Here is a 25613-nt window from a genome sequence, read left to right as displayed (position 1 = left end):
ATTAGCTTTGGGTCGCGTTGCGGTTTATCCGGCATTGCATAAGATTCTGAAGTAACCAGGCGTCCATAAAAAAACCGGCTCAGTGAGCCGGTTTTTTCGTCAACAAGTAACGCTGATCAAGCGGCCGTAGCCATTGCCTTGATGTGTGCGTTCAGGCGGCTCTTGTGGCGAGCGGCCTTGTTCTTGTTGATGATGCCCTTGTCAGCCATGCGGTCAATAACCGGGACAGCTGCAGTGTAGGCGCTTTGTGCTTTCTCAAGATCCTTGGCGTCAATTGCCTTGACGACGTTCTTGATGTAAGTACGGACCATGGAGCGCAGGCTTGCATTGTGAGTGCGGCGCTTCTCGGCCTGCTTGGCGCGTTTCTTGGCTTGAGGTGAGTTGGCCACCGTCGTGCTCCTCAGAAAATCTGGATGAATAAGGTATAAATAAGGCCGCGTACTATGCCGCTGCCCTACTGGATTGTCAAGACCCGCCAGGCGCTCTGAGGTGCCAGATCGGGAAGTCGCGCATTGTACATCCAGTACGCAACGAATGTCAGGTTTTGTTCGCTCGCATGGCGGCCGTTCGAACGCTATGATCGCGCTTTTATTCGGCGCCGCGCTCCATGACAGATACCACTCCACCAGTCGCTCCCGTTCCCAAGGCCCCTAGTTTGCTGCGTTCGGGCATGGTCGTCAGCATCATGACCATGTTGTCGCGGGTGCTGGGGATGGTGCGCGACGTGGTCGTTGCGGCGTATTTTGGTTCTCAGTCAGAAGCTGACGCTTTCTTTATCGCCTTCAAAATTCCCAACTTCATGCGCCGCTTGTTCGCTGAAGGGGCATTTAACCAGGCGTTCGTTCCGGTTCTTTCTGAATACCGCTCCAGGCGCAGTCTTGCTGAAGTGAAGCAGCTGGTTGATCGCGTGGCCGGGACGCTGGGGATCACGTTGGTGGCTATCACGGCTGTGGGAGTGGCGGGTGCGCCATTGTTGATTACCCTGTTTGCGCCGGGCTTTCATGACGACGCAGAAAAGCTGGGGCTCGCAGCGGATATGCTGCGCATCACCTTTCCTTACCTGCTCTTGATCTCGATGACAGCGTTGTGTGGCTCGATTCTGAACAGCTACGGACGCTTTGCGGTGCCGGCCTTTACTCCGGTGCTGCTGAACCTGAGCATGATCAGCGCAACGCTATTCCTGACGCCATATTTTGATCAACCGATCATGGCGTTGGCGTGGGGCGTGTTTATTGCTGGCGTGGCGCAGCTCTTGTTTCAGCTGCCTTTTCTGGCGCAGATACGGCTCCTTCCAGTACCAAAGCCGAACCGCAAGGATGAAGGCGTAAAGCGCATCATGACGCTGATGCTGCCGGCCTTGTTCGGCGTATCGGTCAGCCAGATAAACCTTTTATTGGATACGGTGCTGGCATCCTTCCTCGAGACCGGCAGTATCTCCTGGCTGTATTACGCGGATCGGCTGTCTGAGCTGCCGCTGGGTGCCTTCGGTATAGCTATCGGTACGGTCATTCTTCCGGCCTTGTCTCGCCAGCATGCCGGAGACGATCCCAAGGCGTTTGCTAAAACACTGGATTGGGCGGTCCGCATGGTGCTGCTTGTCGGTGTGCCGGCTGCGCTGGCGCTTTTGCTACTCGCCGAGCCACTGATCGCCACGTTGTTTCATTACGGTGCGATGACCGAGCGGGACGTAGTCCAGGCCGCTGCAGCCCTGCGTGCCTATGCGCTGGGTGTCATGACCTTCATGCTGATCAAGGTGCTGGCTCCCGGTTTCTTCGCGCGTCAGGATATGAAAACGCCGGTGAAGATTGCAGTCACCTGCATGGTTTTCAACATGGGCTTCAACCTGATCCTCATCTGGCCGCTCGCGCATGTGGGTCTGGCCCTGGCTACCTCTTTGTCAGCGCTGTTGAACGCGGGACTGCTCTGGTGGGGGCTGCGTAAGGCCGGCATTTTCCAGGCGCAGCCGGGCTGGATGGCTTTCAGTATTCGCCTGGTTTTGGCCTGCATCGCCATGGCTGCCGTTGTGCTGTGGCTGGTCCCGGATGTGGAGCAGTGGTTCGCCTGGGAGTGGCAGCAGAAAGCATTGGAGATGGCTGTTCTGGTTGTTGCCGGGATCGTTGCGTTCGTCGTCATGCTTGTGGCGACGGGTATGCGCATGCGGCATTTGCGGCAGTAAGCTCGTGTGAGAACCTGATCCGCGGACCAATTTGCAGGAGGGCGATCGGAACGCCGAACCGCCGCCGTGATGGCGTCGGCTTTGGCTTCCTGCGTCGCTCTAACTCCTGCATCCATGCAGTCGTCCGCAGGACGCCCTGGTTAGGGTAGGGTTATGCAAACTTGATCTGAAATCCCTTATTGCCGGCCTATTCGGCGCTTTCAATCGCTGGTCTTACGGCCAGATCGCCGTGACGGTTCGGCGCTCCGATCGCGCCTCCTGCTCAAGAATCCGAAGGTTGCACCGTCCATCGTAGGAAGGTCGCCCTCGGCCTGACGGCGTCTGCAGGACGCCCCGCGGTTTGGGTCGGGTTGTGAGCACTGCCTTGAAGGCTCTCGTAGCCGCAGAAATATAGCGCGCTATGGAGGGTCGAGCTCCGCCTCGACCAGAAGAGTTGGCTGATACCTCGCTGGCCGGGATGGAACCCGGCCCTCCATACGCCGTTGATTCCCCTGCCGTCGCCAATGACGCAAACCCGTGTAAGCCTGTATACTTTCCGGCTTTGATCTCTCTACCAATCAACGAGCATTATGGAACTGGTCCGCGGCCTACATAACCTGCGGCCCCGACATCGGGGTTGCGTGGTAACAATCGGTAACTTCGATGGTGTGCACGCCGGGCATCAGGCCATTCTCGAGCGCTTGCGCGCGCATTCGGAGCGGGTTGGTCTGCCCGGATGTGTGGTGATATTCGAGCCACAGCCGCGTGAGTATTTCGCGCCTCAGGCTGCGCCGCCCCGTCTTACCCGTCTGCGTGACAAGCTCGCTCTGTTCGAAGAGCAGGGCATCGATCGCGTACTCTGCCTCGCTTTCAATCGACGCTTGCGTGAACTCAGCGCCGAAGAGTTTGTGCAGCAGGTATTGGTTGACGGACTAGGTGTAAGGCATCTGGAGGTGGGTGACGATTTTCGCTTCGGCTGCGACCGTTCCGGCGATTTCGCCTTCCTGCAGGAAAGCGGCAAACGACACGGCTTTTCCGTCGAGTCCACCAATACCGTTGCCGAAAGCGGCGAGCGAATCAGTAGCACCCGGTTGCGCCAGGTACTCGAAGAAGGTGACTTCCAGTTGGCCGAGCGCTTGCTGGGCCGCCCGTTCAGCATTACCGGTCGTGTTCTGCATGGCCAGAAGCTCGGTCGCCAGCTCGGCTCGCCTACCGCCAATGTCCAGCTCAAGCGCCTGCGCGCGCCGCTGAACGGTGTCTACCGCGTGAGTATGGAGCTCGACGGCACGATTCAGAAAGGGGTCGCCAATATCGGCACCCGTCCCACGGTAGAAGGCGATGGCCAGCCGCATCTTGAGGTTCACCTGTTTGATTTCGATGGTGATCTCTATGGCCGCCGCGTGACTGTGGTGTTTCATGAAAAATTGCGTGATGAACAGCGATTCGAATCGCTGGAAGCCTTGAAATTGGCAATCCAGGCTGATCTTGCCGCCGCCCGGGCCCAATGGGGCCTTTGATGAACCAAGTGTGGATTAAATGACTGATTATAAAGCGACGCTGAACCTGCCCCAGACGGCATTTCCAATGAAGGCTGGCTTGCCCGTGCGCGAGCCGGAAACCCTTGAGCGCCTGAACAGCATTGACCTCTACCAGAAGATTCGTGAGATCAGCCAGGGTCGTCCGCAGTTCGTGCTGCACGATGGCCCGCCCTATGCCAACGGCAGCATCCATATTGGCCACGCGGTCAATAAGATCATCAAGGACATGATCGTCCGGTCCAAGACGCTGTCCGGCTTCGATGCGCCCTACGTGCCTGGCTGGGACTGTCATGGTCTGCCGATCGAGCACAAGGTGGAAATCACCTACGGCAAGAATCAGCCTGCGGACAAAACCCGCGAGCGCAGCCGTGAATATGCGGCCAAGCAGATCGAAGGGCAGAAGGCTGACTTCGTTCGCCTGGGTGTGCTGGGTGAGTGGAAAAGTCCCTACAAGACCATGGAATTCCCCAACGAAGCCGGACAGATCCGCGCGCTGGCGAAGATGGTTGAAGGTGGTTTTGTATTCAAGGGTCTGAAGCCTGTGAACTGGTGCTTCGACTGTGGCTCGGCACTCGCCGAAGCTGAGGTCGAGTATCAGGACAAGCAGTCCGACGCCATCGATGTCGCCTTTGTAGTGGAAGACGCCGACAAGCTAGCCGCCGCCTTCGGTCAGGCTACGTTGAGCAAGCCGGCCAGCATCGTCATCTGGACCACCACCCCCTGGACCATTCCGGCCAACCAGGCGCTGAACGTCCACCCCGACTTCATCTATGCGCTGGTTGATACCGGCGACAAATTGCTGGTGCTGGCAGAAGAACTGGTTGAGTCCTGCCTGCAGCGCTACGAACTGCAGGGCGAAATCATTGCCCGCTGCGAAGGCACTGCGCTGGAGAATATCCGCTTCCGTCATCCGCTATACGAGCGGTTCTCGCCGGTCTATCTGGCGGAGTACGTTGAAACGGGATCCGGTACGGGTATCGTGCATTCCGCTCCTGCCTACGGCGAGGACGACTTCCGGACCTGCAAGCATTACGGCATGGAAAACGATGACATTCTCAGCCCGGTGCAGAGTCATGGCGTCTATGTAGCCGATCTGCCGTACTTCGGCGGTCAGTTCATCTGGAAGGCTAACCCGGCCATCGTCGAAAAGCTGCGCGAAGAAGGCGCATTGCTCAAGCACGAATCCATCCAGCACAGTTATATGCACTGCTGGCGCCACAAGACGCCGCTGATCTATCGCGCAACCGCTCAGTGGTTCGTCGGCATGGACAAGGTCGTCAGCGACGGCAGCTCCCTGCGCCGCCGCGCCCTGGATGCGATTGAGCAGACCCAGTTTGTCCCGGCCTGGGGGCAGGCGCGTCTGCACGGCATGATTGCCGGGCGTCCGGACTGGTGTATCTCGCGGCAGCGCAACTGGGGCGTGCCGATCCCGTTCTTCCTGCACAAGGAAAGCGGCGAACTGCATCCGCGTACCGTTGAGCTGATGGAAGAGGTGGCCAAGCGTGTCGAGCAGGCAGGCATCGAAGCCTGGTTCAGCCTCGACGCTGCCGAGCTGCTAGGCGATGAGGCGGAACAGTACGAGAAGATCAACGACACCATGGACGTCTGGTTCGATTCCGGTACCACGCATTGGCACGTGATGCGCGGATCGCACCCCATGGGTCACGAGCAAGGCCCGCGTGCCGACCTGTATCTTGAAGGGTCGGATCAACATCGTGGCTGGTTCCACTCTTCCTTGCTGACTGGTTGCGCCATCGACGGCCAGGCTCCCTACAAAGGCTTGCTGACGCACGGCTTTGTTGTCGACGAGAACGGTCGCAAGATGTCCAAATCGCTGGGCAATGTGGTCGCACCGCAGGAGGTCAACGACAGCCTGGGCGCTGATATTCTGCGTCTGTGGGTGTCCTCGACGGACTATTCCGGTGAGATGGCGGTCTCCAAGCAGATCCTTCAGCGTAGCGCCGATGCCTACCGCCGAATTCGCAACACCGCGCGCTTCCTGCTCTCCAACCTGAACGGGTTCGATCCCAAGGAACATTTGCTCGTGCCGGAGCAAATGCTGGATCTGGACCGCTGGGCGGTCGATCGCGCGCTGCTCTTGCAGCAGGAAATTGTCGAGGCCTACGACACCTACAAGTTCTGGAACGTCTACCAGAAAGTGCACAACTTCTGCGTTCAGGAGTTGGGCGGTTTCTATCTGGATATCATCAAGGACCGTCAATACACCACAGGCGCCGACAGTACAGCGCGTCGGTCCTGTCAGACGGCGATGTATCACATTGCAGAGGCGTTGGTCCGCTGGATCGCACCCATCCTGTCCTTCACTGCTGAAGAACTATGGCAGTACCTGCCGGGTGAGCGTAACGAGTCAGTGATGCTCAACACCTGGTATGAAGGGCTGAGCGAAATGCCTGCCGACGTGTCTCTGGACCGAGCGTTCTGGGAGCAGGTCATGGAGGTCAAGGTCGCCGTTAACAAGGAAATGGAGACTCAGCGTAACGCCAAGGTGATTGGTGGCAACCTGCAGGCCGAAGTAACCTTGTTCGCTGATGACGCGCTGCATACCAGTCTGGCGAAGTTGGGCGACGAGCTGCGCTTCGTACTCATCACCTCACGCGCCGATCTGGCGCCGCTGTCCGAGGCAGGCGACACTGCTGTCCAGACCGAGCTGCCAGGCCTGAAACTGAGTCTGGTCAAGTCGGGGCATGGCAAGTGCGCCCGCTGCTGGCACTTCCTCGCTGACGTCGGCAAGCATGCAGCTCACCCTGAAATCTGTGGCCGCTGCGTAAGCAACATCGAAGGGCCGGGCGAGGTGCGCGAGCATGCCTGATTGGCGGCGCAGTGGGCTGGTATGGCTCTGGTTGGCAGTAGTAGTAATAGCGCTCGATCTGCTGACAAAGTGGATCGTCGCTGGCCGACTAATTCCGTACCAGAAAGTGCATCTGATCGAGAATTTCTTCGCGATCACGCTGGCCTTTAACACCGGCGCCGCCTTCAGCTTTCTGGCTGACGGCGGTGGTTGGCAGCGCTGGTTTTTTATAGCCATCGCAGTGGGCGTGAGCGTTATGCTGCTGGTCTGGCTGGCGCGCCTCCCGAAAGAAAAGGCCATCGAGTCGGTGGCGCTGGTACTGGTGCTAGGCGGAGCGCTCGGCAACCTCTACGACCGAATCGTCCACGGACACGTCGTCGATTTCATACTGGTCCACTGGCATGACAGCTGGTATTTTCCGGCTTTCAATGTTGCTGACAGTGCGATTACAGTAGGTGCTGCGTTGTTGATATTTGATATGTTCAGGACCGAGAAAAAGTCTGACTGAACCGTAATCGCCGCGACTCGGGCGTGCCATCGGTTCATCAGACAAAACACCGGACCAGCTAATGAGCACGGAACCAACTCCCCCCTTTGAAAAAGGGGGGCAGGGGGGGATTCCAGCGGACCCCAAGGCCCACACCGAACCCCGCCACACCACCAAGAGACACAACCATGACCGACATCCGCATCAGCCAAGACACTGAAGTCACGCTACATTTCACCCTCAAGCTACCGAGCGGCGAAGTGGTTGACTCAACAGTCGACAAATCCCCCGCTACGTTCAAAGTCGGCGATGGCAGCCTGTTGCCGGGATTCGAGCAGAGCTTGTTCGGGCTCAAGGCAGGCGATAAGCGCTCCTTTGAGATCGAAGCGGAGCGTGGATTCGGACCGGGCAACCCGCTCAACATCCAGACCGTGCCCCGCGGCCAGTTTGATGAAATGGAGCTTGAGCCGGGCCTGCTGGTGATCTTCCAGGACGCTGCCGGGGGTGAATTGCCAGGTGTGGTGAAAACGGTCAACGAGACCACAGTCGACGTGGATTTCAATCACCCGCTCGCAGGCAAGACCATCACGTTTGATGTCGAAATCATTGAAGTAAAACCCGCGTAACCTGTACGCATTCATTACGTCGAGGCTCCCATGCAGATCAAACTGGCTAATCCCCGCGGCTTTTGTGCCGGCGTTGACCGCGCCATCGAGATCGTCAATCGCGCTTTGGAAGTCTTCGGGCCGCCGATCTACGTGCGTCATGAAGTGGTGCACAACAAGTTCGTGGTGGAGGATCTCCGTAACCGCGGCGCGATCTTCGTCGAAGAGCTGGATCAGGTCCCCGACGATGTAATCGTTATATTCAGCGCCCACGGCGTATCGCAGGCGGTACGTCAGGAGGCCGACAAACGCGGCCTGAAAGTGTTTGACGCGACCTGTCCGCTGGTCACCAAGGTTCATCTTGAGGTCAGCAAATACAGCCGGGACGGCCGTGAATGCATCCTTATCGGGCATGCCGGGCATCCCGAGGTCGAAGGCACCATGGGGCAGTACGATACCAGCAAGGGTGGGGCGATTTATCTGGTCGAGGATGAAACCGACGTCGCCGAGCTGGACGTGCGTGATCCGTCAAAACTGGCATTCGTTACCCAGACAACCCTCTCCATGGATGACACCGCCAAGGTTATCGACGCCTTGCGCGCGCGGTTCCCGGCGATCGATGGTCCGCGCAAGGACGATATCTGCTATGCCACGCAGAATCGTCAGGACGCAGTTAAGCAACTCGCCGCCGAGTCTGATCTGGTGCTGGTAGTCGGCAGCCCGAACAGCTCCAACTCCAACCGTTTGCGTGAACTGTCAGAGCGCATGGGTACCCCGGCTCATCTGATAGATGGCGCGGAGGAGATCCGTGCCGAATGGTTGGAGAATGTTAAGCGCATCGGCATTACGGCGGGTGCGTCAGCGCCGGATATTCTGGTACGCCAGGTGATCGATCACCTGCATGCGCTGGGTGCGACGGATGCGCAGGAGCTAGAGGGCCGGCCGGAGAATGTTGTGTTCAGCATGCCCAAGGAATTGCGGGTGGTGGAGGTTCAGTAGGGGGAGTGTTGGGCTATCTGGATTTTGAGATGACGGCGAAACCTTGAATCCCCCTAGCCCCCTTTGTCAAAGGGGGGACTTGTCTGTGTCCTTCTGCTTGCTTGATGAACTTGGCGAGCTTCGATGCCACGGGCGAGTTCTACGTTTGACTTGTAAACACATCTTGGGTCGCTATATGCGCCAACTACTAGGCTGCACAGTCCAATTCCCCCTTTGACAAAGGGGGCTAGGGGGATTTGCTTTTCAGCTAGGCAACTCCCATATCCCGCGAATACCCGCAACACCCTGACCGCCCACTTCAAACGTTCGCTCCAGATCCGCTGCGCCCAGCCCCCCGAGCAAATACACCGGCATATTCACCTGCGCGATCAACTCAGCAGCACGATCCCAGCCAAGCGGCTTCGCATCAGGGTGCGTTTGCGTAGGCAGTACCGGAGAAAGGGTAACGAAATCAACCCCGACCCGAGACGCCATTTCCAGTTCTTCGGTGTTGTGACAGGACGCTGCCAGCCAACCATTGAATTCGGCGTGGTCTCGACCTGCCACCGCCATATCACGTAATTGCGAGGCAGTGAGGTGCCAGCCGGCGTTGGTGACTGATGGCGGCAGATTCCCTTTGAGCATGATCGTAAAGTCGGCCCCGAAGCGCTCCAGGACCGTCTCCGCCCACATCCTATATTCACCGGGCGCAAGATGTGTCTGCCGAAGCTGAATCAGCCGGATACCACGCTGACGCGCGTTCTCCAACCCCTCGATCAAGGTTTCCAGGTTGGCCACATCAGGCGTCACCAGATACAGCTCCGGCAGCTGTGCAGCGGCAACGATGGGAACATTGGCCTCTGGAAAGGGATACTGATCGAGCTCAGCCGCATCCACCCAACGCACAGGCTGACCCTCTGCACCGTGTGCTTCTCCTGCAAAAGCGGTTACCCGCCACACATCGAGTCTCACCGACTTGTCAGAATAGTCATGACGGATATCCAGCAGCGGGCGTGCTTGGGTTACCTCGATTCCGAGCTCTTCACGCAGCTCGCGGCGCAGGCCATCGAAGCGTGTTTCGCCGTCTTCCAACTTACCTCCGGGAAACTCCCACAAGCCGCCCTGATGCGCATGGTCGGGTCGTCTGGCTATAAGAATTTTGCCGGAGGCGTTGCAGATGACCGCAGCCATCACGTGAATACGGCGCATTAATGGCGCTTCCTTAGACTAATCCCGCTCAGGGAAATCCTCTGAGAACAAATCCTGTTCGAGCTCGTTACCGGGAATGGCGTGTTCCTCCGAGGCCCAGGCGCCGAGGTCGATCAATCGGCAGCGATGCGAGCAGAAAGGGCGATCGGGAAAGCTGTCATCCCAGGTTACGGGTGCTTTGCAGGTGGGGCATTCTACGGTCAGGGTCATGAGCTGGCTCCTTCGGCGATTGCCAGGTAGCGTTGATGGAGCGCGTCCACTTGCGCGTGCAGGGCGGCCAGGTCCTTGTCATTGGTGATCACATCATCGGCATGCAGCAACCGATCATCGCGCCTCGCCTGCGCCTGCATGATGGCTTTGATCTGTTCTTCTGATACTTGATCGCGCTGCCGGGTGCGGGCGATCTGTATCTCTTCGGGCACATCCACAACCAACACCCGTTGCGTCATCCGGTACTGGCCGGATTCTACCAGCAGCGGTGAGACCAGCAAGGCGTAAGGCGAGGTAGCAGAGGCGAGGTCGCTGATGATTTCGTCGCGAATCAGAGGGTGTAGCAATTGCTCGAGCCACATACGCTGCTCGGGGGCTTTGAATACCTCTTCACGCAGCGCAGCGCGGTTGAGGAAGCCGCCCTCTAGCAACATATGCTGACCGAACCGGTCCACGATCTGGCTTAATGCGGGGCGGCCGGGCTCTACGACGACGCGGGACTTAACGTCCGCGTCCACAATGTGAATACCATGAGCCAGCGCGAAGCGGTCGGCGGCGGCGCTTTTGCCGCTGCCGATGCCGCCGGTCAATCCAATGATCATTCTATAATCCGGCGAATCTGAGATAGGTGCCGGTAATTGTGTCACCCCAGATCAAGGCAATCCACCCGGCAATCGCCAGATAGGGCCCGAAGGGCAGGGGGGTCGCGTTGGAATCGCCGCGGGATTTCAGGATGATGATGCCGAGGATTGCGCCCACCAGAGAAGAAAGCAGAATGGTGAGCGGCAGAACTTGCCAGCCACCCCAGGCGCCGAGCATGGCCAGCAGCTTGAAGTCGCCGTAACCCATGCCTTCCTTGCCGGTAACCAGTTTGAACAGCCAGTACACCGACCACAGGCTCAGGTAGCCGAACACGGCACCCCACAGAGCGGTGCTGAGGTCGGTATAGACACCGAAGCTGTTAACGATAAGCCCCAGCCATAACAGCGGCAGAACGATTACATCAGGCAACAACTGGGTGTCGGCATCGATCAGGCTCAGGGCAATCAAGCCCCATGTCAGGAAAATCAGGCCAGCCGCGGCCCAGCCGAAGCCAAGCTGCCAGGCAACGACCATTGATAGGACCGCGGTCAGCAGCTCAACCAGCGGATAGCGCGGGCTGATCCGGGTCTTGCACTGTGCGCAGCGGCCGCGCAGGAATACATAGCTCACCACTGGCACGTTTTGCCAGGCTTTGATTTCGGTCTGGCAATGGGGGCAGTGGGAATGGGGTAGAACGAGATTATAAGTGGGCTCAGCGGGGTGTTCCGTCTCAGGCTCGAGAATTTCCCGTGCCTGAATACGCCAGTCCCGCTCCATCATCCGGGGCAGGCGATGTATCACAACGTTGAGAAAACTGCCGATCACCAAACCCAGCAGTCCCGCGAGCAAAACAAAGGCCAGCACGTGGCTGGCCAGGTAATCGATAAGAGTCATGTTTTAGACAACAGAGCCCAGCTGGAAGATTGGCAGGTACATGGCGATGATCAGACCGCCGACCAGAACGCCGAGAACACTCATGATCAGAGGCTCAAGCAGCGTGGTCAGGTTGTCGACCTTGTTATCCACCTCGGCCTCGTAATAGTCCGCGACCTTCTCAAGCATGCCGTCGAGGTTACCGGATTCTTCACCGATGCCAGCCATTTGCACAGCGAGCGAAGGGAACACGTTGGTAGTACGCATGGAGAAGTTCAGCTGTGAACCGGCTGACACATCTTCTTTTACCTTCATCACTGCGTTGCGGAACACTACGTTCCCCACCGCACCACCGACCGAATCGAGCGCATCCACAAGCGGTACACCGGCGGCGAAGGTGGTTGAGAGGGTGCGGGCGTAACGGGCCACTGCTGCCTCGTAGATGATCTTCCCGACGATCGGGGCTTTGAGTAATGCCCGGTCCTGCGCGTCCCGGAACTTGAGCGATCGTCGGTTAACCTGGGTGTATGCATAGCCCAGAGCAATAAGCCCTATCAGGATGATGAACCACCAGTCCTGCAGCCATTCTGACAAGCCGATAACGAAGAGGGTAAAGGCCGGCAGCTCGGCGCCGAAGCTGGAGAACACTTCCTTGAATTGTGGAACCACCTTCAACAGCAGGATAGCCGTTACCACGATGGCAACGACAACCACCGCGATTGGATAGGTCATGGCCTTCTTGATCTTGGCCTTGAGTGCTTCGGTCTTTTCCTTATAGGTCGCGATCCGATCCAGCAGCGATTCCAGCCGGCCTGACTGCTCACCGGACTCAACCAGGTTACAGAACAGGTCGTCGAAATATTTGGGATGCTGACGCAGGGAGTCCGCCAACGTATTACCGGCAGCTACATCTGTCTTGATGGTCGTAACAAGCTTCGCAACGCTGGGATTTTCAGAGCCCTCGGCGATAATCTCGAAGGCCTGCACAATCGGTACGCCGGACTCCATCATGGTCGCCAGCTGACGTGTAAAAAAAGCGATATCAAGCGGCTTGATCGCTTTGCTACGTTTGCCGAACAAAGTGGAGGATTTGTTGATCTTGGTAACGAGAATGCCCTGCTTGCGCAGCTGGGCCTTGATCAAGGCCGGGTTCGAACCCTGAATTTCGCCGGAAATCTTGGTGCCCTTGCGATCCTTTCCCTCCCATTTGAAGGGGTAGATCTTGGGTTCTTTTACCTTCTTCTTCGCCGGGGCCGGCTTCCTTTTTAGCGCTGCTGCTTGCTGAGCCATGACTTAATCCTTTGTCACTCGGTTAACTTCCGCCAGACTGGTAACGCCCTGTTCTGCTTTCATCAGGGCCGACTGGCGCAAGCTTCTGAAACCTTCCTGTTGGGCTACGTCTGAAATCTGAATAGAGTTGCCGTCTTCCATGATGATACGTTGCATGGCTGGCGTAATCTTAACTACCTCATAAATACCAACACGCCCTTTATAACCGTCTTTACAGTTTTCGCAACCCACCGGCCCGTAAATAGTCAACCCTGCATCAATTTTTTCAGGGCTGAAGCCTTCCTCAATGAGCGTCTCGCGAGGCACTTCAAAGGGCGCCTTGCATGACTTGCACAGCCGCCGAGCCAGACGCTGGGCGATGATCAGATTAACGGATGTGGCGATGTTGAACGAGGGCACGCCCATATTGCGCAAACGCGTCAAAGTCTCAGCTGCGCTGTTGGTGTGTAGCGTGGACAGTACCATGTGACCGGTCTGCGCCGCCTTGATCGCGATTTCGGCCGTTTCAAGGTCACGGATCTCCCCGACCATGATGATGTCCGGATCCTGACGCAAAAACGCGCGCAGCGCCTTGGCAAAATCCAGCCCCTGCTTGGGGTTCACGTTGACCTGGTTGATACCCTCAAGGTTGATCTCGACAGGATCTTCCGCGGTGGAGATGTTGCGCTCCATGGTGTTGAGAATATTCAGGCCGGTGTACAGCGATACCGTCTTGCCCGAGCCGGTCGGGCCCGTTACCAGAATCATGCCCTGGGGTCTGGCCAGCGCGGTGAGGTACATTTCCTTCTGGTCTTCTTCATACCCCAGCGCATCAATACCCATCTTGGCGCTTTCGGCGTCAAGAATACGCAGAACCACCTTCTCGCCCCAGAGCGTGGGCAGGGTGTTAACCCGGAAGTCGATGGACTTGTTGCGTGAAATCTTCATCTTGATACGGCCATCCTGCGGCTTGCGCCGTTCGGCCATATCCATAGATGACATCACCTTCAAGCGTGCCGCAATGCGCACGCCCAGCTGCACTGGAGGTTTCGCGACCTCGTGCAGAATGCCGTCAGTACGGAAGCGTACGCGATAAAGTTTTTCATAGGGCTCGAAGTGCAAGTCCGATGAGCCCATGCGTACCGCGTCCAGCAGCATCTTGTTGACGAAGCGCACGATGGGCGCGTCGTCAGCCTCGCCGCCGCTGGTCGTGGGCTTGTCATCATCGTTGACTGACTCGACGTCCAGATCATCCAACGCCGAATCATCCATATCCCCAAGCCCGCCAGTCGGGCTTTCAAGATACTTCTCGATCGCAGCCTGCAGCTTGTCGTCCTCAACCATGACCGCATCGGTCATCAAGCCGGTGTTGAACTGGATATCGCTCAACGCCTGCTGGTTTGTCGGATCGGACATGGCCAGGAACAGGCGCGAGCCACGCTTATAAAGAGGCAGCACGCAGTGCTGGCGAATCAGCTTCTCGCTGACCAGATCCTGCGGCTGATGGTCTTTGTCCAGCACCGCAAGATCAAAAAACGGGTAGCCGAATTCCTCGGCGCAGACCATGGCCAGGTCGCGTGCATTGCCCAGCTTGTTCTGCACCAGATAGGTAATGAGGGGAATCTTGTCTAGCGTGGCCTGTTTGCTGGCCTTACTGGCAACGGTTGCGTCCAGCAACTGATCCTGAACGATCCTTCGTGCCAGACCAGAGAGCGCGGGGGTATCCATAGGCGACTATTGGTCTCGGAGCTGTGTTGGCTGTATAGCGTGTTATCGGCTGACTATATTACAGGTTTAGAGCTGTGGACACCGTTGGGGGATGAAAAGCGGCTGGGTGGCGTGCGGGATGGGGTGACGTTAATTGTCAGGTTTGGTCGGAATTTGGAATTTAGATGGATGGATGGGGCTGATTTGGTGATTTGGTGCCTACAGCTGAAGAAGTCAGTGATTCGTTGTCAGGCGCGCAGGATGTGGCTTGGTTGGCATTTTGAGCGGTGATTGTCGCTTCGTGAAGGCGGTACGGCCGGGTTGGCACGCTGGGTGCTTGGTGTGTGTCAGCCCAAGGGCTAAATCACATAATGGAGTTATACGATGAAAGCTCAAATGCAGAAAGGTTTTACACTTATCGAACTGATGATCGTGGTTGCGATTATTGGTATTTTGGCGGCTATTGCTTTGCCGGCTTATCAGGATTATACAAAGCGGGCGAAAGTAACCGAGGGTCTTAGTTTGGCCGCTTCAGCGAAAGTGGCTGTGGCAGAAAATGCTGCAAACGGTGTGGCTTATGACAGCGGTTGGACGAAACCTGCAGCGACAGACAACGTCACAGATATGACGATTGGTGACAATGGCGAAATTACTATCAGTTATGGCGCATCCATTGCTGCTACAGGTGGCAACACCCTCGTTCTTTATCCGTTCACAGGCGGTACTACTACAGCTTCGCTGCCAGCTGACACTGCGATTTATACCCCGCCTGCAGATGCGATCCAGTGGCAGTGCTTGGCAAGTGGTGCTACGGCAAAAGTTTCAGGAGCGACAACCGGTACTCTAGATGCGAAACTGGCTCCTTCCAACTGTCGGTAATTTTTCTATGGACTGATTGGGGTCAGATGAGCATTTATTTCTGCTGATTTGTTCGGCCTCTGCAGTACGACAACCCCGGTTCGCCGGGGTTTGTTGTTTCTGAAGAATGGATTTGGCCGCGAGCTAATTGGGGTCAGATGAGAATGGCACTAAGTTAAGCTGCTTTTGCACGATAGCGGTAACGATGGGGGACCTCGGTCATTTCATGTCTGTGCGTCGTCAATAAGCCATATGGCTTTGGCCTTCGTTTCACGCATCGGGGCTCGTGTCGTCCGGGTCGTTCTATCTGGAGATTTCCAATAATCGCCTCATACAGCGCAGCCATCAACCGACGCCTTTCTTTGCTGCCTACATCCTGCCGACTCAGAGCTGGCTCCCATTGTCTAAGGGCTTGCACGCTCGCCTTGAAACTGATTTGACGTCTAGCGAGATTCGCTGACTCGCCGGCAGTGTTCATCAGCAGCCTGATCGCGTTGTAAACAATGAGATACATCAGAATTTCTTTCATAACCATGTCGGGTGTTTTGCAACGAAGAACGTCCATACCCATGGTCGTTTTGATGTCACGGAAGAACAGCTCGACATCCCAGCGCTGCTGATACAGATCAGCCAGTGCTTTGGCGCTATAGGCACTAGAGTCCAACAGAGTTGTCGCGGTCAGGTCTTGCCTTTTGCCCTCAGTTTGACTGCTTGATCCAGCCACGCTCCAATCTCTACAAAAATCCCCGCTTCGTGTGGGGATTTTTGTTTGGAGAAATCGGGGGCAGGGTGAACATCTCGAACGCGGCCCCACGCGTTCACGAACCTCAATGTGTCGCTAGACATCTGATCGAGCCTGGGCGTAGGCGTGGGGTTGCGTCCCAAGACTACATATATTTATCCGTGCACGAGGTTTAATCGAACTCAGTATACTGCGGTAGCTCATCGGTTATTTCGAACCACGGCGCTTTGTTACCTACAAAAATGTGCCGTTGCGGCCGGACGTGGGGATCGGTATCCAGTGTGCCCAGCGGGAACCCGTAGACCTCCGGTTTGGCGTCGAACTTCGTATATAGGCTGGAGCTGCACACTGAACAGAACCCTTTATGTTCGCCGGGGGAGGATTCGTAAAACCTGATCAGCTCTTCACCCTGTACCGTTTTCCAATCTGCGGAACGGATTCTTGCGCTGGTTCTGAAGGCCGCCGCATGCAGCTTGCGGCACATTGAGCAGTGGCAGTTGTACACATCCGTCAGCGCTCCCTGAATCTCATATTGCACACCTCGGCAGAGACAGCTTCCAGATAGTTTCATGGGGCGCACCTTTCACGTAGCGAGAAGAGTGCCTCAAGCTTAGCCCAAGGATCCTCTTTGGTTGCAACTATGGCCGGGGAATCAATTGGGGTCAGATGAACATTAATCTCGTCACGAATTAACTCTGTCGGCGAGTCCGAACGCGGCCCGAGACGCTCACCAACCCCAGGTTATCGCTACGAGTGGATAGAGCCTCGGTGTTGATGGGGCAAATGAACATTAACTGCTCTGCCAGACCGAATAAGTTGCCTAAGGGGACGCTCCCTATGGCCGGCTCCGAACCTTTGCTTTCACGGTCACGGTTGCTTAACCGGTCGCCCAACTTTCCCACGTCCAGCCAACTTGCCGGTCAGCAGCTCGATCTGGTCCCGAAATCGATCATTACCCAGAGCCAGCCCGCTGCATGTTGATTGGTTGATATTCTCGATAAGTTCGGCCGGCAGCTGTTCCCTGAACAGGGCACGGTAGGCCGTTTGTCGACTCTCAGCTGTCGGGCCCAATTTACGGTAAAGATCATGTGGAATAACCAATGTTGACGGCTTGCCATGCGCATTGCTGCGATAGCTGCTCCAGCGATACCCGGCGGGAGCGGTGACCATGCATGCCCGCTCTCACAGGATTCATCTCTATATAGCGCTGACAGGTTAACAAGTAGGCCTCGGAGTCGACTAGGCAGGAGCGATAGCGACCTTCCCATAGTGTGCCGGTGCGGCGATAACGCCAGTTGAAATAGCGCACGTAGCGGCGACCGAGGGCCTGCATCAACTGGGAAACGCTGTTGAAGTCGACTGGCGTTGCGAGCACATGAATATGGTTGGTCATGAATACCCAGGCATGAACGGCAACACCATACTCGGCAGCATAATCGGGCAGCCATTGATCGAAAAAATACATGTCTTCATCGTCACCGAAACACACCTGGCGGTTGTTTCCACGTTGAATGATGTGCTGGGCGATACCTGGGTAAGAGAGGCGCTGGCGTCGTGCCATAAGTACGTCCGTGTAACTGCAATCAGTTCTCTATTATCCTCGATGATGGCAGGTAACGACGGGTGCCGTGTCGCATCCGGTCGAGTCGGGGTTGCGATGCTAACCGTTGGGTGCGGCTGAAAAGCTGAGCTGGGGTTTATTGGGGGCAGATGAACATATGTCTCGCTGAAATCTACATTTCCGCCCGTTTTCGATCTCAGATCCGAAGGTTAGCAGTGCTTAACAACTCGGAGCCTGGAAGGCTTTGTTCGTGCGGTGAATACAGGCTCTATTCACTGCATAATCTGCGGCGAATACATTGACCTTTCACCGCACCCTCCATATGATCAGTGCCATGGAAACCTCAGCATCTCGCTACATCTGGCAGCAGCCAGACTTTCCGCTCTGGCGCTATGACGCAGGCTCTTTAGCTATCCTCCTTGCGAACGTCAGTCGGGCCCAGGGCCTTTTGCATGGGCGTCTTGCCGACGTAGGCATGAACCTGCGCGATCAGGCCAGTCTGGTCGCCCTGACTGATGATGTAGTCAAAACCAGTGAAATCGAGGGCGAGCACCTAGATGCCGCTTCTGTCCGCTCATCCATCGCGAAACGTCTTGGTGTAGACATCGGTGCCCTTGCGCCAGCAGATAGACATGTCGAAGGGGTCGTAGAGATGATTCTGGACGCCACCAATCACTGCTTTGCGCAGGTTACGCCCGATAGATTGTTTGCCTGGCATGCAGCGCTATTCCCGACCGGTTATTCCGGCATGTCGAAACTAAAGGTAGGGGGCTATCGAGACGATTCTGCGGGTCCGATGCAGGTTGTCTCTGGCCCCTATGGGCGTCAGAAGGTTCATTTTGAGGCTCCCCCAGCACATACCCTGCACAGGCATATGGCAAGACTACTTGAATGGGTGAATGAGCCAGGCAACGAGCCTGACCTGATCAGGGCAGGTCTTGCCCATCTCTGGTTGGTTACCCTGCATCCTTTTGATGATGGTAACGGCCGTATCGCCAGGGCGCTGGGTGACCTCCTGCTCGCCCGCGCTGACGGTAGCCCGCAACGTTTCTATAGCTTATCTGCGCAAATCCAGCGTGAGCGTAATGGCTATCACGACATCCTTGAGCGCACACAAAAAGGATCGATGGACGTCACGCCATGGCTTGCCTGGTTTCTTGAGGCGCTAGGTGGGGCGGTGGCTGAGGCTCACGACACTCTCGGCAGGGTATTGGCCAAGGCGCGCTTCTGGCAGCACTGGGCAGGCACAGCCTTCAACGAACGGCAAACCAAGGTGCTCAATAAACTTCTGGATGGGTTCGATGGCAAACTCACCAACAAAAAATGGGCTGCGATTGCCAAATGTTCAAGCGATACCGCGCTTCGCGACATCAATGATCTGCTCGCCAGGGGAGTGCTGATCAAGGCCGAGGGGGGAGGGCGCAGTACCAGCTATTTGCTGGGCTTTTTTGACTAGATGGCACCGACTGGTGACTCAATAATAGTCACCAGCCTCCTGTCTTGCCTTTTGGGTTCGTGAGCGAAGACGAGAAAAAGGGATTAATTGGGGTCAGATTAATTGGGGTCAGATGAACATTAATCTCTGACAGGTTAACAAGTAAGCCTCGGAGTCGACAAGGCAGGAGCGATACCGACCTTCCCATAGTGTGCCGGTGCGGCGATAGCGGCGGTTGAAATAACGCACGTAGCGGCGGCCGAGGGCCTGCATCAACAGGGAAACGCTGTTGAAGTCGACTGGCGTTGCGAGGACATGAATATGGTTGGTCATGAATACCCAGGCATGAACGGCAACACCATACTCGGCAGCATAATCGGTCAGCCATTGAGCGAAAATATACATGTCTTCATCGTCACCGAAACACACCTGACGGTTGTTTCCACGTTGAATGACGTGCTGGGCGATACCTGGGTAAGAGAGGCGCTGGCGTCGTGCCATAAGTACGTCCGTGTAGCTGCAATCAGTCCTCGATTATGCTCGATGATGGCCAGTAACGGCGGGAGCCGTGTCGCATCCGGTCGAATAGGGGTTGCGATGTGAGCCGTTGGGTGCGGCTGAAGAGTTGGGCTTGGCGCATGGTCGGGGCGGAAACCGGTTCGGTCAGGACGTCCGGCGTTTGAGTTGGGCATGCTTGGGCAACTGGTATTGCTCAGTCTTCATCAAGAGACTGGGCAATAACCGCTGCGAAAGCGCTGAAATCGGCCAGATGACGTGAGGCGATGGCATGGACTATTGCCCAGTCAAGGTCATCATAGTTATGCACGGCAATATTTCTAAACCCTACCGACTTCTTCATCCGGTCCGCGAGCTGACGGTCCAGCACTTTTGCATCGGCCATCCGGTCAAAGGTTTCTCCCATGGTATTGGGAGGCGGTTGGTCCAGGCTGGATAGCATGTGAGCGCCCAGATCGACACACATCTGAACGGCTCTGCTCAGATTCAAGACGATTACGTCCTGCAGATCCAAGTCGCCTAGAAGATCCGCTAGGTTCGCCGGACACTTTTCATTGACGCGGTTCAGGCATCGGTATAACGAATCGAGCTTTCGCTCGATAACTAGCTTGTCCATGATTGTCTGCGCTCCGCGAGCATTCTGCGCACGTAAGGCAGAAAATCTTCGCTATCGAATATGTGGCGCCGCATTAGCTCGGCGTGCAGTGTATCGTCGCCTTTCAAGCGGATCCCGTGCTGTAGAATCTGCCCCAGAAGCGGTTCTCCAGTTTTACGCAGATCGATCAAGTCTACTGGCCGACCGGTCGCTATGGCGATTTCTTCAACCAGGGAGATTTTGGCTTCTACAGTCAAAGGTGAATAGGTTTGCACCGCTATATCCGCGTCGCTGGTTGCTGTTGCGCTGCCTGCGGCCATTGATCCAAAAAGATAGGCCAGCTGGATCTCTGGATGCTCGGCTAATACGCTTTGGATCTTCTCCAGCGACATATTTGGCTATCCTCAGTCGGTTGAGTTCTGAGTGTATACGACCTGGGGGTGTAGTGCGCCTGCGCTCCGCCGGCGGTTGCGCCTACATCTACCCTGCCGGTGGGTCCGCAACCTAGGGCGGCGCTATCAATCCCTTGCCGTATACCAACCCGTCACGCAGCCATGCTGGCCGAAGGTGACGATCTGGTCTCCGGAAGGGTTCCAGTATTCCCATTCGTCGCCACCGGGGTAGTTATGCCGAACTTTGGTCGGCTCGCCCCAGATGCGCTTCACCTCGGCTTCCTTCATACCAGGCTTGATGATCTGCTTGATCTGGAAGGTGCGAATGTCAGAGCTGCTGTAATTGACGCAGCCATTGGTTTGGGCCACGGCTACCGGTGCAGTCAGGCCGCCACCCGCAAAGGCCAGGACCGAGATAACGCGTAACGCCTTAAATAGCCTGCGCATGGTTCCCTCCATTGTTAACGAGGAAACCATAGCCCACTGGATGGCAATGAGCCAGGTCAGACTAGCGTTGTCGTTTTCAACGCCGGGGCCGTAAATGTGCCTCAAGGCTTAACCGCCACCTTCAACACCCCATCCCGCTGATTCCCGAACAAATCATAAGCCTCAACAATATCCTCTAGCCTGTACTCATGGGTAACCAGCGGCCCGAGATCCAGCCGGCTGGATTCCAGAACGTTCATCAGGCGTCGCATGCGTTCCTTGCCGCCGGGGCAGAGGGCGGTGTTTATTTTGTGGTCGCCGAGACCTGCGGCGAAGGCGCCTAGGGGGATGACGAGGTCTTTGGAGTAGACGCCTAGGCTGGAGAGGGTGCCGCCGGGTTTGAGGACTTGCAGTGATTGCGCGAAGGTTTGTTGGGTGCCGAGGGCTTCGATGGAGGCATCTGCGCCGCGGCCGCCGGTGAGTTTCATCACTTCTTCCACTACATCGCAGTTACGGTAATCCAGCGTGATGTCGGCGCCCATCTGGCGGGCGATACCCAGGCGATGGTCATTACCATCGACGGCGATGATGGTGGTAGCCCCCAGCAGTCGGGCGCCGGCGGTGGCGCAGAGGCCGATGGGGCCCTGTGCAAAAACGACGACGGTATCACCGATGCGGATATTGGCGTTTTCCGCACCTTTGAATCCGGTGGACATGATGTCAGGACACATTAGCACCTGCTCATCGGTCAGGCCGTCAGGGATGGGCGCGAGGTTCGCTTGAGCGTCCGGCACCAGCACGTATTCGGCCTGGGTGCCATCGATCATGTTGCCGAAGCGCCAGCCGGCCGTGGCCTTGTAGCCGTGGCAGCCACACTTGCCTTCGGCGGTGAGGTAACTGCCGTCCTGTGAAGCAAGGCCATCCTGCGCAGCGTAGGAGTTGAAGTTCGGGCAGATGGCGCCGGCGATTACACGCTGACCTTCCTTGTAGCCCTGCACCGCGCTGCCGAGTTTTTCGATCACGCCGACGGGTTCGTGACCGATGGTCAGGCCTTTGGCGACTGGGTATTCGCCCTTGAGGATGTGGATGTCAGTGCCACAAATGGTGGTGGTTGTTATGCGCACCAGCGCGTCGTTGGGGCCGACGTCGGGGATGGGTTTGTCCGCCAGTTCGATTCGTCCGGGCTCGATGAAAATCGCCGCCTTCATCATCTCGGCCATGGAAAGTGCCTCCAGGTAGTGGGGCAAATCATCAGGTGATGATCTGCTTGATCCACTTCAGCCTAGTTCACTCTCGCCGTCTCTGACCTGACCTAGGTCAGGAATCGAATCAACGCCGGGCGAAGCGCTCCACCAGTTCCGCTTGAGCTTTGGCCGTATCAGCCAGCTCATCGCTGAGATCGGCGCTGCGGTTGGATTGGGTGGATGTGATGTCCGATAGCTCGGCAATGCTGGTGATGTTCCGGCTGATTTCTTCGGCGACGGCGCTCTGCTCTTCCGCTGCGCTGGCGATCTGTCCGGCCATTTCGTTCACGCGCTCGATTGCCGCGCGGATGCCTTCGAGTGCTTCGTCGACTTCAACTACCCGGGCGCTACCGATTTCGGCCTGCTCGTGTCCGGCCTGCATGGTATCGACGGTGCGTTTGGCGGCTGATTGCAGATTGCCGATAAGGGTATGGATCTGGCCGGTGGAGGCGGCGGTGCGGCTGGCGAGGGCGCGCACTTCGTCTGCTACGACGGCGAAGCCGCGACCCTGTTCTCCGGCCCGGGCGGCTTCAATCGCAGCATTCAGGGCGAGCAGGTTGGTCTGTTCTGCAATGCTCTGGATAACATCGACGACCCCACCGATTTCACGGGCATCTTCGGACAGGCGGTTAGCAACACTGCTGGCCGAGCGCACGGACTCAGAAAGCAATTCGATTGCTTCACGCGCCTGACCGGCAACCTGTTTGCCGCGCTCGGCCAGTGTGCTGGCCTCGGATGTCGCATCCGCGGCGCGGTGTACGTTACTGGTGACTTCCTGGGTTGCGGCCGCCATTTCATTTACAGCGGTGGCCACCATGTCGGTCTCCTGACGCTGGCGCGCCAGTCCCTGATTGCTGCCATGGGCCAGGTGGCTCGCTTCGCCGGCCTGGGCCTGCAGATTATTAGCGCTGTCGAGTATCCGCGCCAGGCAGGTACGCAGCCGTGCCTGTTGGCTATGGATGGCCATTTCCAGTTGGCTGAGCACGCCGTGATTAGGCGTATACATCTGTGCCAGCAGCGGGTCGGTTATTGCATTGTCAGCCGTATCGATCACGCGTTGCAGCGTGTTATCGCTTACCCGTTTGGATGCGTAACCGGCCAGAAGCCCCAGCACACAACCGGACGCAATGCCCCAGCCTCCGAAGCTCATTGTCAGTCCGCCGGTTACGCCAGCCATGGCCACCGCCAGGACAGTGGGCTGCAACAGACCTGACCAATCGAACGCCACGCCCTTGCGGCCCTTGTTCAATCGGGCATAAATCGCTTCTGCACGGCGGATCTGATCCGGGGTGGCGTTGATACGGACCGACTCGTACCCGGCGACCTTGCCGTTCTCCCAGAAAGGTGTCACGAACGCATCGACCCAGTAATGATCGCCATTCTTGCAACGGTTCTTGACGATCCCCATCCAGCTGCGACCTGCTTTCAGGTCGTGCCACATTTGCTCGAACACGGCGGCTGGGGTATCCGGGTGGCGCACCAGATTGTGCGGACTGCCCAGCAGCTCTTCCCGCGGGAAGCCGCTGACCTCAATAAAAGCCTTGTTGCAGTAGGTGATCTTCCCGCTGAGGTCGGTTGTGGAAATCAGGCGTTGATCGGGACTGAAGCTGTGTTGGCGCTGTGTGACGGGTTGGTTATTGCGCATGTCGATCCTGAGGAGGGGCGGGCAGAGTCGGTTGTATCGACCGGGGCAGCGTTTTCTTGAATGTTTTCCACTGGTTAGCAAGTTGCGCCGGTTTAAAAGAAACGAAACAGGATCATCACCGCTCCGTCATCTGCGGGTGTTCCACTCATGGTCCCGACAAGAATCCCAAGAGGACCTGATGATGACTACTGATACGACTGTTACCAGCCGCCGCAACCTGTTGAAGGGCGGTATGGCGCTGGCTGCTGCTGTTCCCTTCGTGACCACTCTGCAAGCCTTCTCCACGCGTCAGGCGCATGCGGCCAACCCGTTGCCACGCATGGCTGGGCCCTACGGCAGGCTGAAACCTGTCAAGGACATGACCACCGGGCTGGAGCTTCTGCAGTTGCCTGATGGTTTCCATTACAAAACATTTTCCTGGACCGGTGATCTGATGATCGACGGGCAGCCGGTGCCGGGTTCACACGATGGCATGGGTGTGGTGGGCGTCAACAAGGGTCGCGGCGGACGTGAGATTGTGCTCATCCGTAACCACGAGGTCGGCAGCAGCTCGCGTGGCATTGGGGCTCCAGCGGTTTACGATTCGGTTGCGCTGGACAACGGCCAGCAGCCGGGCGGCGGTAACACCACTATCCGTTTCCCGGTCGGAATCGGCAGGGAGGTGACTACCGAGCCGAGCCTGGGCGGCACGCTGGTCAATTGCGCAGGCGGTGTAACGCCCTGGGGCACATGGTTAAGCTGTGAGGAAACAACCAGCGACCTCACGGCGTCCGGCGGGCGCAAGCATGGCTATGTGTTCGAAGTGCGCCAGAAGGCCGATGAAACCACTGGTCAGCCGATTGTGCAGATGGGCCGCTTCAGGCACGAAGCTGTCTGCGTTGATCCGCGCACCAGCATCGTCTATCAGACTGAAGATCAGCGGAACGTCGCAGGTTATTACCGCTTCATCCCGGATAACACCAGCCAGCGTGCGGGCGCGCTGGAAGACGGGGGCCGGCTGCAGGCGGCGAAAGTCAAAGGTGTAGACGGCGCCATGTTGCTGGCACCCAAGCTCGGTGATGAGTATGAGCTGGAATGGGTGGACATTGCAGACCCGGACGCAGCTCCGCAGGGCAGCGCCAGTGGCCCGTACTCCCAGGCCAAGGCCGCGGGCGGGCTGACCATGAGTCGCGGCGAAGGCATCTGGTATCACCAGGGCAAGGCGTACATCGTAGATACCAGCGCCGGACGCGACAGCCAGGGGCGTGAAGGGCAGGGCGAAGGCTGCGTGTGGATGCACGACCTCAAGACCGACCGCATCCGCTGCATCTTCGCCTCGAATGATTCGATCATCGCCAATAATCCGGACAACATTACCGTCAGCCCGCGCGGCGGCGTATTGCTGTGTGAAGACGGCGGTGGAGTGCTGGACGACTATGGATTCGGCGAGCGCCTGGTCGGCCTGACAAGCCGGGGCGAGTCGTACATTTTTGCCAAGAACAACATCGTCTTCAATGATGTAGAGGCTGCTTCGGCTGGCAAAAATGTGCCGGGTGGTGACTACCGCAACCGGGAATTTGCCGGCGCGTGTTTCGATCCCAGCGGGCATTTTCTGTTTGTTAACGTGCAGACGCCGGGTATCACTTTTGCGATCTGGGGACCCTGGAAGCGCGGTTCGCTGTAAGAGCTGAGTGTTGAGTACGCCCGCCTTTCTGGCGGGCGTTTTTGTTGGTGGCGTGCCGCCATCCTGTCACGATTGGCTTCACCCGTTCGGGTGAAATCACCCTGGTTACGTTGA

General features: G+C 57.3%; 25 protein-coding genes. 9 read left to right on the top strand and 16 right to left on the bottom strand.

The window, feature by feature from the left end; translation table 11 throughout:
- Positions 1–116: 116 nt before the first annotated feature.
- A complete protein-coding gene (rpsT, locus tag HG264_RS09230) occupies positions 117–389 on the bottom strand; it encodes a 30S ribosomal protein S20 (protein ID WP_150299518.1) in 273 nt (90 codons plus the stop codon).
- Between the two features lie 218 nt (positions 390–607).
- Here rpsT and murJ point away from each other — a divergent pair, with 218 nt between their 5' ends.
- The 6 genes from murJ (at position 608) to ispH (ending at position 8593) form a co-directional block, all read left to right on the top strand.
- Positions 608–2176 carry a murein biosynthesis integral membrane protein MurJ gene (murJ, locus tag HG264_RS09225; protein WP_169407384.1) on the top strand — a complete coding sequence of 523 codons (1569 nt, stop codon included), beginning with the start codon at positions 608–610 and terminating at the stop codon, positions 2174–2176.
- Positions 2177–2745: 569 nt separating this feature from the next.
- On the top strand, positions 2746–3672 hold the full coding sequence (gene ribF / locus HG264_RS09220; RefSeq protein WP_169407383.1) for a bifunctional riboflavin kinase/FAD synthetase: 927 nt from the start codon (positions 2746–2748) through the stop codon (positions 3670–3672).
- Between the two features lie 19 nt (positions 3673–3691).
- The gene (ileS, locus tag HG264_RS09215; RefSeq protein ID WP_169407382.1) at positions 3692–6523 is read left to right on the top strand and encodes an isoleucine--tRNA ligase; all 2832 of its coding nucleotides are present in this window, start codon (positions 3692–3694) and stop codon (positions 6521–6523) included.
- A complete protein-coding gene (gene lspA, locus HG264_RS09210; RefSeq protein WP_169407381.1) occupies positions 6516–7010 on the top strand; it encodes a signal peptidase II in 495 nt (164 codons plus the stop codon). The genes ileS and lspA overlap by 8 nt, the downstream gene beginning before the upstream one ends.
- 167 nt (positions 7011–7177) lie before the next feature.
- Entirely contained in the window at positions 7178–7615 is a 438-nt protein-coding gene (gene fkpB, locus HG264_RS09205) for an FKBP-type peptidyl-prolyl cis-trans isomerase (RefSeq protein ID WP_169407380.1), read from the top strand.
- 30 nt (positions 7616–7645) lie between these two features.
- A complete protein-coding gene (ispH, locus tag HG264_RS09200; RefSeq protein WP_169407379.1) occupies positions 7646–8593 on the top strand; it encodes a 4-hydroxy-3-methylbut-2-enyl diphosphate reductase in 948 nt (315 codons plus the stop codon).
- 243 nt (positions 8594–8836) lie between these two features.
- On the opposite strand, the gene HG264_RS09195 is transcribed toward ispH, so the two are convergent.
- From HG264_RS09195 to pilB, 6 genes are read right to left on the bottom strand one after another with little or no spacing between them, the layout of a single operon-like run.
- Positions 8837–9781 (bottom strand): Nudix family hydrolase, encoded by a 945-nt coding sequence (locus tag HG264_RS09195; protein ID WP_169407378.1) that lies wholly within the window; start codon positions 9779–9781, stop codon positions 8837–8839.
- Between the two features lie 18 nt (positions 9782–9799).
- Positions 9800–9991: a DNA gyrase inhibitor YacG gene (yacG, locus tag HG264_RS09190; protein WP_150303146.1), complete on the bottom strand. Its 192-nt coding sequence runs from the start codon at positions 9989–9991 to the stop codon at positions 9800–9802.
- The gene (gene coaE / locus HG264_RS09185) at positions 9988–10593 is read right to left on the bottom strand and encodes a dephospho-CoA kinase (RefSeq protein WP_169407377.1); all 606 of its coding nucleotides are present in this window, start codon (positions 10591–10593) and stop codon (positions 9988–9990) included. Before coaE ends, yacG begins: the two co-directional genes overlap by 4 nt.
- A gap of 1 nt (position 10594) precedes the next feature.
- On the bottom strand, positions 10595–11467 hold the full coding sequence (locus tag HG264_RS09180; RefSeq protein ID WP_169407376.1) for an A24 family peptidase: 873 nt from the start codon (positions 11465–11467) through the stop codon (positions 10595–10597).
- A gap of 3 nt (positions 11468–11470) precedes the next feature.
- Positions 11471–12736 (bottom strand): type II secretion system F family protein, encoded by a 1266-nt coding sequence (locus tag HG264_RS09175; RefSeq protein WP_169407375.1) that lies wholly within the window; start codon positions 12734–12736, stop codon positions 11471–11473.
- A 3-nt stretch (positions 12737–12739) separates the two neighbouring features.
- Positions 12740–14443, bottom strand: a complete 1704-nt coding sequence (gene pilB / locus HG264_RS09170) for a type IV-A pilus assembly ATPase PilB (protein ID WP_169407374.1) — start codon at positions 14441–14443, stop codon at positions 12740–12742.
- A gap of 363 nt (positions 14444–14806) precedes the next feature.
- On the opposite strand from pilB, the gene HG264_RS09165 reads away from it, so the two are divergent.
- A complete protein-coding gene (locus tag HG264_RS09165) occupies positions 14807–15301 on the top strand; it encodes a pilin (RefSeq protein WP_169407373.1) in 495 nt (164 codons plus the stop codon).
- A 154-nt stretch (positions 15302–15455) separates the two neighbouring features.
- Here HG264_RS09165 and HG264_RS09160 read toward each other — a convergent pair whose 3' ends face one another.
- The 3 genes from HG264_RS09160 to HG264_RS09150 form a co-directional block, all read right to left on the bottom strand.
- Complete coding sequence (locus HG264_RS09160; protein WP_169407372.1) at positions 15456–16004, bottom strand: transposase; 549 nt, start codon at positions 16002–16004, stop codon at positions 15456–15458.
- Positions 16005–16194: 190 nt separating this feature from the next.
- Positions 16195–16593, bottom strand: coding sequence for a GFA family protein (locus tag HG264_RS09155; protein ID WP_169407371.1), 399 nt, complete (start codon positions 16591–16593; stop codon positions 16195–16197).
- A 513-nt stretch (positions 16594–17106) separates the two neighbouring features.
- Entirely contained in the window at positions 17107–17583 is a 477-nt protein-coding gene (locus tag HG264_RS09150) for a transposase (protein ID WP_256663651.1), read from the bottom strand.
- Positions 17584–17917: 334 nt separating this feature from the next.
- Here HG264_RS09150 and HG264_RS09145 point away from each other — a divergent pair, with 334 nt between their 5' ends.
- Positions 17918–19039, top strand: a complete 1122-nt coding sequence (locus tag HG264_RS09145) for a Fic family protein (protein ID WP_169407370.1) — start codon at positions 17918–17920, stop codon at positions 19037–19039.
- A gap of 108 nt (positions 19040–19147) precedes the next feature.
- Here HG264_RS09145 and HG264_RS09140 read toward each other — a convergent pair whose 3' ends face one another.
- The 6 genes from HG264_RS09140 to HG264_RS09115 form a co-directional block, all read right to left on the bottom strand.
- Complete coding sequence (locus HG264_RS09140) at positions 19148–19519, bottom strand: transposase (RefSeq protein WP_169407369.1); 372 nt, start codon at positions 19517–19519, stop codon at positions 19148–19150.
- 211 nt (positions 19520–19730) lie between these two features.
- Positions 19731–20150: a DUF86 domain-containing protein gene (locus HG264_RS09135; protein WP_169407368.1), complete on the bottom strand. Its 420-nt coding sequence runs from the start codon at positions 20148–20150 to the stop codon at positions 19731–19733.
- The gene (locus HG264_RS09130) at positions 20138–20521 is read right to left on the bottom strand and encodes a nucleotidyltransferase domain-containing protein (RefSeq protein WP_169407367.1); all 384 of its coding nucleotides are present in this window, start codon (positions 20519–20521) and stop codon (positions 20138–20140) included. The genes HG264_RS09135 and HG264_RS09130 overlap by 13 nt, the downstream gene beginning before the upstream one ends.
- A 126-nt stretch (positions 20522–20647) precedes the next feature.
- On the bottom strand, positions 20648–20968 hold the full coding sequence (locus HG264_RS09125) for a hypothetical protein (RefSeq protein WP_169407366.1): 321 nt from the start codon (positions 20966–20968) through the stop codon (positions 20648–20650).
- 101 nt (positions 20969–21069) lie between these two features.
- On the bottom strand, positions 21070–22167 hold the full coding sequence (locus HG264_RS09120; RefSeq protein ID WP_169407365.1) for an NAD(P)-dependent alcohol dehydrogenase: 1098 nt from the start codon (positions 22165–22167) through the stop codon (positions 21070–21072).
- Between the two features lie 109 nt (positions 22168–22276).
- A complete protein-coding gene (locus HG264_RS09115) occupies positions 22277–23836 on the bottom strand; it encodes a PAS domain-containing methyl-accepting chemotaxis protein (protein ID WP_169407364.1) in 1560 nt (519 codons plus the stop codon).
- Between the two features lie 178 nt (positions 23837–24014).
- Between HG264_RS09115 and HG264_RS09110 the strand changes: the two genes are divergently transcribed.
- Positions 24015–25499 (top strand): PhoX family phosphatase, encoded by a 1485-nt coding sequence (locus tag HG264_RS09110; RefSeq protein ID WP_256663838.1) that lies wholly within the window; start codon positions 24015–24017, stop codon positions 25497–25499.
- Positions 25500–25613 lie beyond the last annotated feature (114 nt).

The organism is Pseudomonas sp. gcc21, assembly GCF_012844345.1.
Taxonomy (GTDB): Bacteria; Pseudomonadota; Gammaproteobacteria; order Pseudomonadales; family Pseudomonadaceae; genus Halopseudomonas.
Note: the sequence above shows the minus strand (reverse complement) of the source record. Positions and strands in the feature narration are given on the sequence as shown.

Coding starts and splice junctions, on each gene's coding strand:
- HG264_RS09110 (WP_256663838.1), top strand. CDS start 24,015: ATGATGACTACTGATACGACTGTTACCAGCCGCCGCAACCTGTTGAAG.
- HG264_RS09130 (WP_169407367.1), bottom strand. CDS start 20,521: ATGTCGCTGGAGAAGATCCAAAGCGTATTAGCCGAGCATCCAGAGATC.
- ispH (WP_169407379.1), top strand. CDS start 7,646: ATGCAGATCAAACTGGCTAATCCCCGCGGCTTTTGTGCCGGCGTTGAC.
- HG264_RS09115 (WP_169407364.1), bottom strand. CDS start 23,836: ATGCGCAATAACCAACCCGTCACACAGCGCCAACACAGCTTCAGTCCC.
- HG264_RS09140 (WP_169407369.1), bottom strand. CDS start 19,519: ATGGCACGACGCCAGCGCCTCTCTTACCCAGGTATCGCCCAGCACGTC.
- HG264_RS09145 (WP_169407370.1), top strand. CDS start 17,918: ATGGAAACCTCAGCATCTCGCTACATCTGGCAGCAGCCAGACTTTCCG.
- ileS (WP_169407382.1), top strand. CDS start 3,692: ATGACTGATTATAAAGCGACGCTGAACCTGCCCCAGACGGCATTTCCA.
- ribF (WP_169407383.1), top strand. CDS start 2,746: ATGGAACTGGTCCGCGGCCTACATAACCTGCGGCCCCGACATCGGGGT.
- HG264_RS09135 (WP_169407368.1), bottom strand. CDS start 20,150: ATGGACAAGCTAGTTATCGAGCGAAAGCTCGATTCGTTATACCGATGC.
- coaE (WP_169407377.1), bottom strand. CDS start 10,593: ATGATCATTGGATTGACCGGCGGCATCGGCAGCGGCAAAAGCGCCGCC.
- HG264_RS09120 (WP_169407365.1), bottom strand. CDS start 22,167: ATGGCCGAGATGATGAAGGCGGCGATTTTCATCGAGCCCGGACGAATC.
- HG264_RS09195 (WP_169407378.1), bottom strand. CDS start 9,781: ATGCGCCGTATTCACGTGATGGCTGCGGTCATCTGCAACGCCTCCGGC.
- HG264_RS09125 (WP_169407366.1), bottom strand. CDS start 20,968: ATGCGCAGGCTATTTAAGGCGTTACGCGTTATCTCGGTCCTGGCCTTT.
- lspA (WP_169407381.1), top strand. CDS start 6,516: ATGCCTGATTGGCGGCGCAGTGGGCTGGTATGGCTCTGGTTGGCAGTA.
- pilB (WP_169407374.1), bottom strand. CDS start 14,443: ATGGATACCCCCGCGCTCTCTGGTCTGGCACGAAGGATCGTTCAGGAT.
- HG264_RS09175 (WP_169407375.1), bottom strand. CDS start 12,736: ATGGCTCAGCAAGCAGCAGCGCTAAAAAGGAAGCCGGCCCCGGCGAAG.
- HG264_RS09180 (WP_169407376.1), bottom strand. CDS start 11,467: ATGACTCTTATCGATTACCTGGCCAGCCACGTGCTGGCCTTTGTTTTG.
- HG264_RS09165 (WP_169407373.1), top strand. CDS start 14,807: ATGAAAGCTCAAATGCAGAAAGGTTTTACACTTATCGAACTGATGATC.
- HG264_RS09150 (WP_256663651.1), bottom strand. CDS start 17,583: ATGGCACGACGCCAGCGCCTCTCTTACCCAGGTATCGCCCAGCACATC.
- murJ (WP_169407384.1), top strand. CDS start 608: ATGACAGATACCACTCCACCAGTCGCTCCCGTTCCCAAGGCCCCTAGT.
- HG264_RS09155 (WP_169407371.1), bottom strand. CDS start 16,593: ATGAAACTATCTGGAAGCTGTCTCTGCCGAGGTGTGCAATATGAGATT.
- fkpB (WP_169407380.1), top strand. CDS start 7,178: ATGACCGACATCCGCATCAGCCAAGACACTGAAGTCACGCTACATTTC.
- yacG (WP_150303146.1), bottom strand. CDS start 9,991: ATGACCCTGACCGTAGAATGCCCCACCTGCAAAGCACCCGTAACCTGG.